The 13231-nt window shown below is 45.4% G+C and carries 13 protein-coding genes; 3 read left to right on the top strand and 10 right to left on the bottom strand.

Features of this window, described 5'->3' with window-relative positions:
- Positions 1-98: 98 nt before the first annotated feature.
- The 4 genes from ACYVGO_RS16770 to ACYVGO_RS16755 form a co-directional block, all read right to left on the bottom strand.
- Positions 99-1118 (bottom strand): FecR family protein, encoded by a 1020-nt coding sequence (locus ACYVGO_RS16770; RefSeq protein WP_460970260.1) that lies wholly within the window; start codon positions 1116-1118, stop codon positions 99-101.
- 22 nt (positions 1119-1140) lie between these two features.
- Positions 1141-1695: an RNA polymerase sigma factor gene (locus ACYVGO_RS16765; RefSeq protein WP_142772366.1), complete on the bottom strand. Its 555-nt coding sequence runs from the start codon at positions 1693-1695 to the stop codon at positions 1141-1143.
- 274 nt (positions 1696-1969) lie between these two features.
- On the bottom strand, positions 1970-2527 hold the full coding sequence (locus ACYVGO_RS16760) for a hypothetical protein (RefSeq protein ID WP_460970259.1): 558 nt from the start codon (positions 2525-2527) through the stop codon (positions 1970-1972).
- A gap of 31 nt (positions 2528-2558) precedes the next feature.
- Positions 2559-3722, bottom strand: a complete 1164-nt coding sequence (locus ACYVGO_RS16755) for a cysteine desulfurase family protein (protein WP_460970257.1) — start codon at positions 3720-3722, stop codon at positions 2559-2561.
- A 105-nt stretch (positions 3723-3827) separates the two neighbouring features.
- Here ACYVGO_RS16755 and ACYVGO_RS16750 point away from each other — a divergent pair, with 105 nt between their 5' ends.
- Positions 3828-4709, top strand: a complete 882-nt coding sequence (locus tag ACYVGO_RS16750; RefSeq protein ID WP_460970255.1) for a mechanosensitive ion channel family protein — start codon at positions 3828-3830, stop codon at positions 4707-4709.
- Positions 4710-4807: 98 nt separating this feature from the next.
- On the opposite strand, the gene ACYVGO_RS16745 is transcribed toward ACYVGO_RS16750, so the two are convergent.
- On the bottom strand, positions 4808-6073 hold the full coding sequence (locus ACYVGO_RS16745) for a BamA/TamA family outer membrane protein (RefSeq protein WP_142772362.1): 1266 nt from the start codon (positions 6071-6073) through the stop codon (positions 4808-4810).
- Between the two features lie 103 nt (positions 6074-6176).
- Positions 6177-6935: a TlpA family protein disulfide reductase gene (locus ACYVGO_RS16740; protein WP_460970253.1), complete on the bottom strand. Its 759-nt coding sequence runs from the start codon at positions 6933-6935 to the stop codon at positions 6177-6179.
- A gap of 323 nt (positions 6936-7258) precedes the next feature.
- Between ACYVGO_RS16740 and ACYVGO_RS16735 the strand changes: the two genes are divergently transcribed.
- Positions 7259-7873, top strand: coding sequence for a hypothetical protein (locus tag ACYVGO_RS16735; protein WP_142772360.1), 615 nt, complete (start codon positions 7259-7261; stop codon positions 7871-7873).
- A 62-nt stretch (positions 7874-7935) separates the two neighbouring features.
- On the opposite strand, the gene ACYVGO_RS16730 is transcribed toward ACYVGO_RS16735, so the two are convergent.
- The 4 genes from ACYVGO_RS16730 to ACYVGO_RS16715 form a co-directional block, all read right to left on the bottom strand.
- Positions 7936-9339, bottom strand: a complete 1404-nt coding sequence (locus ACYVGO_RS16730) for a tetratricopeptide repeat protein (RefSeq protein WP_460970252.1) — start codon at positions 9337-9339, stop codon at positions 7936-7938.
- Positions 9340-9545: 206 nt separating this feature from the next.
- Positions 9546-10559: an NAD-dependent epimerase/dehydratase family protein gene (locus ACYVGO_RS16725; protein ID WP_460970251.1), complete on the bottom strand. Its 1014-nt coding sequence runs from the start codon at positions 10557-10559 to the stop codon at positions 9546-9548.
- Positions 10540-11004: a hypothetical protein gene (locus tag ACYVGO_RS16720; RefSeq protein ID WP_460970250.1), complete on the bottom strand. Its 465-nt coding sequence runs from the start codon at positions 11002-11004 to the stop codon at positions 10540-10542. Before ACYVGO_RS16720 ends, ACYVGO_RS16725 begins: the two co-directional genes overlap by 20 nt.
- Before the next feature lie 28 nt (positions 11005-11032).
- Positions 11033-12133: an AAA family ATPase gene (locus ACYVGO_RS16715; RefSeq protein WP_460970249.1), complete on the bottom strand. Its 1101-nt coding sequence runs from the start codon at positions 12131-12133 to the stop codon at positions 11033-11035.
- Positions 12134-12333: 200 nt separating this feature from the next.
- On the opposite strand from ACYVGO_RS16715, the gene metG reads away from it, so the two are divergent.
- Positions 12334-13231, top strand: an 898-nt coding sequence (metG, locus tag ACYVGO_RS16710) for a methionine--tRNA ligase (protein WP_460970248.1), incomplete at its 3' end; no start/stop codon positions are given.

Raw genomic sequence — 13231 nt, 5'->3', positions numbered from 1 at the left:
GGTATATCCCTGCCGATTTTTTGCATCGCAAAACTAGACCAGCCCATGTTACTGATGTGTTAATTATGCGTCTATGATGTTATGTAAGGGTTAACTCTTTAGTCAGAACAGCCCTCACCATTAATAAAAAGCGTAGTTCCCCGGCGCTCGTACGTAGCGTTCAGCGATTTGCAAACTAAGTCGAGTTGCAGGTAAAGCGGCAGGTCGTTCAGGTCACCATTGAATGCACAGTGATTGAGGGCCTGATTTTCGACAACGAACTCAATTCCGTAGGCTTTTCGGAGCGTAGCCAGCACCTGCGCTAAGGGCGTCCGATCAAATACGAAGCTTGTTCTAGTATCGGGAGGCTGAATAATACGGGGAGTTTCGACAAGACCTGGCGTCAGTTTCTGAGAGGTTTTATCGAACGTAATTTTCTGATTGGGTATTAAAATAACTCCGTTTCGGTTGACCGACGATTTTTCGGAAGCTTCGTAAACGGACACCCGGCCACGGGTTACCTGCACTTCAATGGCACTGTCTTCGTCATACGATTTCACCATAAAGCTGGTCCCCAGCACCTGTGTTACCAGATTGCCCGTATGAACAATAAAAGGATGGGCCGAGTCTTTTTTTACATCGAAAAAGCCCTCTCCCTGCAAATACACCTCCCGTTTTTTGTCGCCGAACCGTTCAGGGTAACTTAGGGTACTCCTCGCGCTTAACACAACCGTACTCCCGTCTTTCAGGGTAATTGTCTGCTCCTTTACGGACGTATTTCTGATGTTAACAGTCCCCGGCAACTCCTGCTTTTTTTGAGTCATTGCCAGGAATCGCTTATTTTCTTTTGGCAACTTCCATAGGGAAATACCAGCGACTAGTAGAAGCAGAACTGATGCAGCAACAGCACTTGGCCTGAACCAGTCATGGCGAACCAGAAACGGCTGCTGACGAATTGTGTTACTATAGATACGTTCCCAGAGTCGCTTATGAATTACCTGCTTATCGGTCTCACTCAGGCTCATTCGGCTCTGCTCCAGCATCAACTCCGCCCATTCGTGCATTAGCTTTTCTTCTTCCGGACTGCTCTCGCCCGCAAGGTATTTCTCTACTAATTTATCGAAATCGTATTGGCTCATTCGGCTATGCGTTTGCTTCGAATCAGTTATCTGACTGATACCCTTTCAATTGCTCCTGTAATACTTTGAGGGATTTTGTAATATGATACTCAACGGCTTTTTCGGACAGGCTGAGCTGGCGGGCAATATCTTTCACCGGTTTATGCTCAAACCGACTCAGTTTAAATACCTCGCAGGTTTTTTCGGGGAGCTTTTTCATGACCTCCTCAACTGCTTTCGATAAGTCTGAAAAGTTTACCGTTTCGTCGGTCGATTCTGATTGCCGCAATTCGTGAAGGATCAGGTATTCCTGGTACCTGCGCTGGGTAATTTTTGATTTTATATAATTGCTTACCAGATACTTAACCGAAACAACCAGGTAGGAACTTAGATGCTGAATACTGGCTTGATGGCGTTTATTCCAAAGACTTTCAAAGAGGTCATGCACTAATTCTTCGGCGTCTTCCCGGCTGCCGGTTTCGTGATAAGCCACGCAGAACAACTTATACCAATAGCGATTATATATTTCCTCAAAGGCTTTCTGATTGCCCTCCCTGAGAAAACACACTAATTCTGCATCGGTTATTCGTACATTCATTGAACGGGTAGATGAATTTTATGTATAGTCAATTTACCCTAATAAATCCCTAAATAGTTTTTAAAAATATATGATAAGTACAATATTAAGCTTATAAATATGACTGTTCTTATTTAACAGGACAAAAAATATGAAAATATGTAATTATTATTATATATTATTTAAAAGACAAGCGATTCTATCTAGCGCCAATCTTGGCATAGGTAACCTGATGTAGGGAATTTACTGGAGATGGGCCTGCGTTTGTTCCAGCTGACAAGGACAATGAGATAGATTATAACGCAGTTAATTTATTCAGGCGCTGTAGAATCTGATGATGAAAAACCTCTGACTTAGCTTTCTGCTGGCTATATGTATTAATCAGAGCGGTATAGCGACTAATTAATCTGGACTTCGCGGGTTCAAGAAACAACACGTCTTCAGCCCGTTGACGTAGCGATTCAAGCCTATTGATTTGTTGTGTTTGATTAGCCAGTTTAACCTCACAGCAATCAATACATCTTAGATTCCATTGAATCAATTCCTGCGTCAGTTGAGAAGAGAAAGGACTAGGTTCGCGTAAAAGCTCCTCCCATTCACGCTCTAATTCATGAATAGGCGCGGAGAATGACTCTCCATCTACAATGTCAAGAGGCAACTCAAGAACCCCGTTTTCATCAACTAAATGGGCGCTCAGGATAATATCACCCTGTGCTTTAACCAGATTTAAAAAGTCTAAGCCGACTTCCAGCTTATCGGGCCGAAATGAAAAGGTAACCACTTCCTCTTCCTGTAAGGCAGTTAGTAAAAGCACCATAGCCTGGTTGTGGTAGTATCGGTTTGGATGATCCATTCAAATGGATCATCCAAACCAGTATCGCTTCTTATTTCACAAGTTCCTTCTGGTACAACCCAACCAGCGTATCAACAGCGTAATCAATTTCCTCCGCTGTATTATATTTTCCGAATGAAAATCGGACATAGCCTCGCTCCGAATCCAGTCCCGGCAGTGCAGCCAACACGTGCGATCCCACGCTGGAACCACTCGAACAAGCCGAGCCTCCCGAAGCCGAAATACGGGCAATATCTAAACTAAACAAAAGCATGTCGCTCATATCTGATGCGGGCAAACTCACGTTCAGTACCGTGTATAAGCTATTCTCTATATCCGCCGAATCGCCGTTGAACTGGACATCCGGCATTTTTGCCCGTAACTGGTCGATCATCCGGCGTTTCAAACCCGTAATGTGCTGCTGGTGCGCACCCATATCATGGTAAGCAATTTCCAGGGCTTTCGCCAGTCCAACAATGCCGTATACATTTTCTGTGCCACCCCGCATGTTGCGCTCCTGCGCTCCTCCATACACAAACGGGTGGATTTTTACCCGATCGGCATTAACGTATAGGAAACCAACCCCTTTGGGTCCATGAAATTTATGGCCTGCTCCCACAATAAAATCGACGGGCAGTTGCTGTAAATCGTGACGAAAGTGGCCCATCGTCTGCACCGTATCGGAATGAAAAATAGCGTTGTAAGACCGACACAACTCCCCTACCCGATTTAAATTCAGCAAATTACCAATTTCGTTATTGCCATGCATGAGCGACACCAGCGAGCGGGGGCTCATGCGTAGTAATTCTTCCAGGTGAGCCAGATCAATATGGCCTTTTTCATCAATATCGACAAGGCTGAGTTGAATGGTTCCTTGTTGGGCCAGATGCTGAAGCGTATGCAAAACGGCGTGGTGCTCCAGGGGCGAGGTAATGGCATGTGTCAGTCCATACGTTTCAATGCTACTCCGAATGGCCGTGTTATCAGCTTCTGTACCGCCCGACGTAAAGAAAATTTCGGCAGGTGATGTATTTAGTAATGACGCTACCGTTTTACGTGCTTTTTCGATGGCGGTACGTACTGCCCGGCCATGGCTATGAATAGAGGATGGATTGCCAAAATGCTCGGTCATTAGGGGCAACATAGCCTCTAACACGTTGGGGTCGAGCCGGGTGGTTGCAGCGTTATCCAGGTAAATAGCAGTGGTGGGTGTCATTGTCGATGAGGTTTGTCTACCTTGCAAAGGTACGGCGATTCAGTTTACTGATGAAACACTAAGCAAAACTGTGTCGTTCTAGTCGTATCACTAGTCGATTATAAAATGAATTTTTCGCAGGCTGCCGGGCTTATTTACGGAGAACTCTCGACCTGGATTCGTACTGCCATCCGCTACACGCCCAAATTAGCGGTAGCGCTGTTGCTACTTGTTTTCTTTACGTTCCTATCGCGCTGGATGAGCCGATGGGTTGTGCAGGGGCTGGATCGGGTTAGCAATAACGTCTCCCTGATTAACCTGACCGGGGCGGTTATGCGGGTCGTTGTTCTGTCTATTGGGCTATTTGTTGCGCTGGGCGTATTAGGTTTAGACAAAACGGTAACCTCTTTACTAGCTGGAGCAGGGGTTATTGCGCTGGCCGTTGGATTCGCTTTTCAGGATTTAACGACCAATTTTATTTCGGGTGCAATGATCGCGCTGGCCCGCCCCATTCAGGTTGGCGATACAGTCGAAACAAACGGTTATACGGGAAAAGTGTTGGATATTAAACTGCGCTCCATTGTGATGGATAATGGCCAGGGACAAACCGTTGAGATTCCAAGCAAAGATGTTTTTCAGAAACCCATCACCAATTTCTCCCGAATTGGTCAGCGACGCATTGAATTGGCTGCGGGTATCTCGTATCTCGACGATATGGCAACAGCTCAGCGACTGGCCAAAGCAGCTGTTAGTGCCCTTCCCTTCGTGTTGCCAACCTTTCCGGTTGAGTTACACTACCGCAACTTTGCCGATGCCAATGTTCAGTTTGTACTCTGGTTCTGGATTAACCCAACCACCACCAATTCGCAAATGGCGCTGAGTGAAGCGATGATTGCGGTGAAACGTATATTTGATGAGAACCAGATTTTGATTGTATTTGCCGGGCAGACATTTGATTTGAAACAGAAACTGGCCACGAACCAAACTACTACAACTGATAGCAAGTAAGTTTTATTAACCACAGAGGCACAGAGAACACAGAGTTTTAATCATCGCAATAAAAACTCTGTGTTCTCTGTGCCTCTGTGGTTAAATCTTTTTAGCAATTAAAAGACCTCGCCCAAGTTTAGGAACAGCCCCTGAGAACCGCCAATGCCAAAACCATAGTCGACGGCCAGATTCAGATTTGAATGTTTATTGATCTTAATACGCAAACCAACCCCACCACCCGGTAGTAGTTTCCCAAATTGTTTCGTGTTGGGGTAATCGCTATAGGTTTGCATATTGGCAAAAATGACCCCACCAAGTAAGCCGTTATTAAGTAATACGGTACGGTATTCTGTTTCGAGGTAGATTAAATTTCTACCCCGGAATCGGCCCTGCGCATAGCCACGGCCCAGGTTGGAGTGTGTATCCCAACCCGTGCTGGGCAGATCTAAGTACGGTGCCTGGCCACCAAAACTTAACCAGTTCACATTCCAGAATGTCAGAATATGCCGTCCATCGGTCGATAAAGGCACATACTTCCTGAAATCAGCCAGCACCGACTGCCAGTTTTGGTCGCTGCCCAACCAGCGCATGTTAGGCCGAAACACAACACTTCCAAAAAAGCCATTCTGGGGATTGTTGGGATTCCGCCGATTGGTATATTGCAAACTGAAGGTCAGCCCCGAAGAGACAGTCTGATCCGTTGATCCGTATTGCTGGAAATCATTGTTCAATTGGGGCGTCTTATTCTCCTCCCGAATAGTCCAATGGTAATCGAGTGAATACCCGATACCAACTGAAAAGTTAGGTGCAACCTGCCGTAAAACAGACTGATATAACCGAAAATAGGAGTACTTCAACTGGTCGTCGACGTCTGCCCGTGAGTAATCGCCCAGACCAAAATTATCCGCAGAGTAGTCATAGTACCGGCAGTCAGTCAAAATATTGTACCGGTTCCCTTTTGTCCAAAGGTTAGCTTCAATGGGTATAATGACTTGTTGATATTGAGTGTACTGAGGAGTAAAATAAATTACCGAGACATTCTGTTTAGGGTCGGCGCTGGTAAAAGATAGATTAGCATTTAACCCTACCGCAAAGCCTGTTTGCAAGGCATAAGCCAACTCAGGAAAAACAGAGGGATGAAACCCGGGCTGCTGACCTTCGGCGGTACGATGACCCTTTCTGTTTATAAACCGATAATACACATCCCAGACATCGGCCGACGTATCGGTGCGAGAGACAACAGGTTGACTTTCCTTAGCTAATTGGCTTGAGTCTGTCTGAGCCCAGACTTCCTGATGCAAAGTCAACAAAAGCAAAATACCGGCTATCAGTGAGAGGTACCTTGCACCAAAACTTAACAGGCCGTTAGTCGGCTTATACATAATAAACCCAGAAAAGGTTAGTTCCAAATTAAACTCTGTTGCCTAACCCCTTCATCTACTATTCCGTTCATTTTTCGATTACCGAGCTAAAACAACCAGGTTCCTATTGTGTGACTGTTGCCAGTACTTGCTTCAGTTTATCAAAACTCCCGGCTCCCTGAAGGTTAGCAGCCACTTTGCCCGTTTTATCAATAACAACAAACGTAGGAGTAGTTGTTATATGGTATTTATTATGAAATCCGTATGCATTGAAAATAGGGGTGAAAGGAAGCTTTTTCAGTGCAGTCTTGTCCGCTTCTTTAGGCTGCTCGCTATTTAAAACTCCCAATACAACCAGCGCTGTTCCGGCCAGATAAGGACGCAAGGCATTCGCCAAGTCAGCACTCTGTTTATCATCCCAAAGTGATTTATCCAGGCTAATCCAGAAACTTAGGATAACTACTTTCCCCAAAAGTTCGGCAGACTTGTATGTTTTCCCGTCTGAACCTGCGAGTACAAATGGAGCAATCTGTTGTCCTGCTTTGGGTTGTTTAGCGGGATCACGGTCGCGAAAACGGTGTGTTTCGTGCTCTTCAGGCGTAGCTGGCCGCATCGTATAGAAGGCAGGTAGGCCATACTCATTGTATTCAGGTACCAGATGATACGCGAATGGGTCCGCTTTTGTTAGTTGGCTGTAGTCTTCCATTGTAATCCGCTTCCCGGTTGCCTGATTGGTGATGGGTGTAGTATCATCGGTTTGTCGGTTCGTTCGAACAACTGTTTTTTGAATGGCTACCTGTTTTTGGATGCTCACCTGCGCCTGACAAATTGTGCCAGTAGTTATCAGAAAGGTAGTTAGAAATAATTGTTTATAGGCTATCATAATTGGTAGTCAACACGGTCTGCACAGTACTCCAAATGCCATAACCGTGCCATCTTTTTTAAATGGTAATCTACCCACTAAATCAAGGATATAGCTATCAGTACCTGGACGCCTTGCAACCATCTTTCTATCAAAAGAATCAGTAATTCAGGCAACGCCGAGTTAACAATATAGACTGTTTTTGTTATTCTCTGGGGTCACCTTAATGCGTGTTCAATCCAGTAGTTGATCAATCTGTTATTTCTGTTGTTAAATTAACATTAAAGCATATGTAGAAGCAGCCCATATCGTTCTAGTGGAAATATTATTAACCAAACACACCTATGAAAACCCTGATTAGTAGTATCATACTGATTCTGGCAACTTATGCCAGCTTTGGTCAGACAGGACGTACCACGCCAATGAATCGTAGTTATCCTGTTATTATTCCCCACCCATCGACTCCATACGTGCAACCGATCATTTATCAATTACATGACGGCATTGCCCGACTAACCGATGGATCTCAATTACAGGGGCGATTCATGTACAACAAGAATAGTTCATTCACTTTTTATCAGGATGGGCACTCACCGGGTAAGTCTATCGCCAACTATAAATTCGAATACCTAAAGCTGGCCGGTGCCGATACCGCAGCAACACCCCGTACCGATTCAACCGTTTTTCTACGGGTAAAAAATAATTTGTTCCGTCGACTAACGGTCGGCAAAGTTGGGCTTTACGATAAAACGTATTCTATCAACGAGGATAAGGGTAAAATCGGCGATATCTTATTTACGTGGGATAACGATGGCAGCCTTAGGCGATTACACAATCTAGAGCAGGCGAACCAGTGGTTTTATCAAATCTGCCAGCAGAATAATTGGCCAAATTCAGATGTTTTTTTGAGCAAAACCGAGATCATTAAACGTCTGGCGCAACTTGACCCAATTCCATAAAGACCAAAAAAGCCGTTCCCCAGTACTGGGGAACGGCTTTTTGATCTTTATGGAATTCTTGATTATTCCTTTTTATACTGCTGAATGATCTTGTAAAGCGCTTTCTGTTTTTCCAGTTCAGGAAAGAACTCGAACAACTGAACGTGCGCATCATAGTCAAGTGACAGGGCGGCTTCCAGTTGAATCAGTGCCTCGCGATAATGACCGGCATGAATCAGATAAACCGCTGAGCGATAATACAAATCAGCATCGGTCGGCATATCATTGATGCCCGACTGGATAATATCATTCGCCCGAAGAAAATCACCCTGATCGAAGGGTACCAAGGACCAGGTCAGGTATACATCGGGGTTTTCGGCATCTACTTCGGCTGCTTTCTCGAACGCTTCCACACTCGACAATACATTGCCAACTTTGTATTCGGTTTCGGCGATGGCAATGTAATATTCACCGTTCTGATCATTCAGTTTGACTGCTTTTTGCAGAAATGGCAGGGCTTCATACCACTTGCCCGATTCGCTTAGGCAGACGCCAATACCATACCAGGCTTCGTCCCACATGGCATCCAGCTTGATAGCCTCACGATACTCTTTAATAGCTTCGGGCAGGCGATCCTGTTTCTCAATGCTGGCACCGAGATGGCAGTACGTATCGGCAGTAGCTTCTTCGTACTTCAACGTCTCCCGATAACAATGTTCGGCTTTCTCGAACAACCCCAGATTCATATAGGTATTACCCAAATTGAAATGGGCGGACGCGAAGTCATCTTTAATGATAACGGCGTAATCGTAGGCTTCGGCAGCTTCTGAATACCGAGCTAACTTGCTGTAGGCAATACCCATGTTATACCAGGCATTGTACGAATAGGGATCTGTGTCAATCAGTTGCTGATAATAAGACAGACTATTCTCCAACTCGCCCGTTACATCCAAACAGAACGCCAACTCATACAGCGCGTTTTCATTGTTAATATTCAGCGCGATCGACTTTTTGTACTGGGTAATGGCTTCATCGTATTTCCCCCAGTTCTGGTAACTCTGCCCAAGCTGAAACAGGATGTCGTCCTTATCCTCAGCCCGATCGAGCAGTTCTTCCAGCACCTGAATGGATTCTTCATACCGCCCGGCCATGTTCAGCACAGAGCCTTGCATAAACGGTACGTCGAGATCTCCGGGATTAAACAACGAAGCCCGTTCCAGTAACTCCAGCGATTCATCGAACCGTTGAAAATTAGCCAGAATCTGGGCTTTATCGAGCATTAATTCCAGCGCATAAGGGAAGTTCTCCAGACCGGATTCAGCGGCTTTCAGCGCTTTGTCTAAGTCACCCTGGTTAAGATAATGCTCAACCATCTGTTCATAGACATCCAGGTCGAAAAACTGGCTTTGTTGCTGGTCCAGCATCTGCTCAAAACGCCGGATTGATTCTTTAATATCGCCTTCTCGTTCTTCGAACTCTTGCTCCATGTATAAAAAATTTAGAACCGGGGCGCCGTGGTCCGGCATTCCGGTGCGGGTTCGATTTACAGGTTGCGATTTATAAACCACGATAGCATCGTACTTCCTAAATCACGGATAGGGGACGCATCAACGATGCGATTTATCCTTTACCATTGAAATATATATCCAAAAAAACAAAACTGCAACCCCTAACCCGAAAATTTACAAACCTACTAACGTGTACGAAACGCACCGGTTATTCGCCGTAATGTTTCGCTTAATGGTCGGTACTGAAAATCAAGCGTCTGCTTAATTTTCTGCCCATTGTACTCGTAAAGTGAACTCGCCGACCGAGCCGTTTCGCGGGTAATAAGCGGTGCCTTACCGGTTATCCATGCCCGAACGGCCTCGATAGGCCAGAGCAGCCGCGTTAGCGCAGGGGCTACCCGCCGGGTTGGTGGGCGCTTGTTCAATGCGACTGCTATCTGTTCTAACAAGGAACGATACGGAATGGTGCCCCCATTAAGAACGAACCGTTGGGCCGTTATATCGGACTGCATTAGCTCCACGAGTGCATCCGTTACATCGAGTACATCCACATAATTGACCAGGCCAGCCGGGTAAAACGGTTTTTCGTCGTAAACGTATTTAATAAGTTGTAAGCTGCTTCGGCTCCAATCGCCCACACCGAGAACGACGGACGGATTGACCATGACCACAGTCAACCCTTCGGACTGCCCGCGCCAGACTTCCAACTCGGCCCAGTATTTGGTTTTGGCATAGAGTGAGTTATTCGGCGAGTCCACCCATTTCTGATCTTCGTCGATCACAACGGGCTCGTTTGCCTTCCCGCCCTTCGCCACTGGTCGACCCAGAGCGGCAACCGAACTGACATAACCTAACTTTCGGATACCCGTATTCAGACAGACATTTACAACGTTGGCCGTTCCTTCTACATTGATCTGTTCCATACGGTCGCGATCTTTCGGAACAAATGAGACAATTGCAGCGGCATGAATCACATCCATACCTGGTAAGATGGCCGTTTCGAGCGACGGAATATCCAGCACATCACCCTCATGCCAGGTAATCTGATCGGCTACGTCGGTCAGCAATCCATACCCATTTTGCGGGCGATACAAAGCCGTAACGGTGTACCCATCGGCCAGATACCGCCGGGCAATGTGGGACCCAATGAAGCCGGTTGCTCCGGTAATGAAAACAGAATTAGGTAGTGATGAGGTCATTCAGGATTCGTTCAAGCGTTTGGAAACCGGGAGCCTGGCGGGTGTGGAGATCGGTGAGAAGTTGAAGGTAATTGGGATCAGAGCCGATTGTAGTGCTCTTTACCTGCTTACAAAACGCTTTAATGGAATCAGAAAATCCATACAGTGTAACATCCAGCATTATCTGTTCCGCATTCCAAAGCAAGAAAGATTCAATGGCTTTGTCTACTAAAATCAAATGCTGGCTTGTCCCGAATTTTCTTCCATATGTCAATTTATTGCCTATTTCTTCTAATTGAAAGTCGTTGAAGTACGCAGGTTTTCGCTCAGGCTTGTATGTAACATCCTTATCTACTATTCCAACCACGGTATAAGTTGGCCGATTTATAGCTGTATTCTTCATCTCTTTGACCACGTTATATACACCAGAAATGTGATCAACAACTACATTGGGTGGAGAAAGCATTGAAATTAGCGCTGTATCAGCAAAGCACTCAGGCAGAAATAGGACGTCCGGCATTAGGAATGAATTTATCCAAATTAAAAAAGACGTCAGTACCAAAGTCTAAAATGTCACGCAAGTTTTCGGTTGTCAACGCGTGCGCCTTCGTTTCGTAATTCTCGTAATAGGTAATGTATACATTAAGTTGATCATCCTCCAGATTTTCAATGAGTGTGTGAAGCAAATACGGACTATGGGTGGAAATAAAATACTGGTTATCTTCATCATAAATCATTCTATACGCCATTTCCTGTGTGTAAGGCGGAAATGAATGCACTTCAGGCTCTTCAAAAACGATAACTGCGTTTTTATTGGACTCAATGGCTGTGATGTAAAACATGAACCGCCGGAAGGTGTCGGCGATTGTATAATAATCAAACTTATAAACGTAATAACCTGCTCTACGCTGTAATTCAAATGCCTGCGCTTCCCGATCAAGGACAAATTCTAAACCTTGCTCTCGAAAGAGTCTTCCAAATTCTTCTTTCAGATCATCTCGGCGATCAACAACATTGAAAAGATTACTACCGTTAGGAGGCAGTAACCATTGTGAAAATGGAGTGTCCACTTTTTCAAGATTCATAAAATCATATTTCTTAATTGCATGAATCTGTTCAAAATCAAATCCTTTGTTAGCTAATTCCTTGTTAAAAATACCCTCCTTCGAAACCACAAAATCGAATTTTTCAGGCTGAAATTTAGATGCATCTCTAACATTATCATACCCTTGCTCAGATCCTAAATTCTTGATATCTCCTTGTGAATAGTACTCGTATTCAGAGACGCTATCTCTTTTCTGTTTTAAATATGCTACGCATTTATCTGTTTTTACTGCAATTGTCAATTCGTTGTTGTTCTCATAGAACAAATGACGGATTTCACGATAACGTATTAAATTTTTTAAGAATATTTGGTCACTATACTCTATTCCCAACAACCCTAACCCCTCCAAAATATTCGACTTCCCCACATTTGGCTTGCCGATGAAAACGTTGACCCGCTTGCAGTCGAGCCGCAGGTCTTTGATCGACTTGAAGTTTTTGATTTCAACCCAGTTAAGGAAATTATTCGTGTTCGGTGCTGTGTTCTCCATAGTAGCCCGGTTCGCTGTTGCTTCGGCGAGTTTGCGTAAACATAACAACGTTCGGGCCTGAATTGCTAATTTTGCCCAAAATTGAAATTGAGTTTGACGTTTATAGTTTGATCCGGGCCGCCGGTGCGGTTTGACGTTAGCTACGCAAGACGGCTAACGCGCCAGATAACTTCAGACGTCAAACATCGAACCTCAAACTGATGTTAGAAAATCCCCAACGCTATACCGTTACGGCGGCCCTGATCTATGCCAACGGCCCGATTCACATCGGCCACATTGCTGGCTGCTACCTGCCCGCCGACATTTACGTGCGCTACCTCCGTTCAACGGGTAAAGATGTCGCCTTTATCAGCGGCACCGATGAGCATGGCGTACCTATTACCATTAAAGCCAAAAAAGAAGGCATTACTCCTCAGGAGGTTGTGGATAAATACTACGGCCAGATCAAACAGGCGTTCAGTGACTTCGGTATCTCGTTCGATATTTACTCGCGAACCTCAAATCAAGTTCACCATGAGACCTCACAGGAGTTTTTCACGAAACTCTACGAAAAAGGCGATTTTGATGAAGAAGTTACGGAACAGTATTTCGACGAAGTGGCCAATCAGTTTCTGGCCGACCGCTATATTGTGGGAACCTGTCCGGTTTGCGGAAACCCCAATGCCTATGGCGACCAATGCGAACGCTGCGGTACGGCCCTCAGTCCTACCGAACTGATTGAGCCTCACTCCATGCTGTCGGGCTCCAAGCCCGTAATGCGCTCGACCAAAAACTGGTTTCTGCCTTTAGACCGCATGCAGCCAAAAATTGAAGAATACGTTAACAGCCATACGGAATGGAAAACGAACGTATTTGGTCAATGTCAGTCGTGGCTGAAGGAAGGTCTGCGTCCCCGCGCCATGACCCGCGATCTCGACTGGGGCATCAAAGTTCCCCTGCCTGATGCTGATGGCAAGGTACTGTACGTTTGGTTCGATGCGCCCATCGGCTACATTTCTATGACCAAAGAGTGGGCCGCCGAACAAGGTCGTGATTGGGAACTGTACTGGCGAGACGAGCATACGAAACTGGTTCACTTTATTGGCAAGGATAATATCG

The organism is Spirosoma migulaei (genome assembly GCF_054776855.1).
This window is presented reverse-complemented; position numbering and strand designations above follow the sequence as displayed.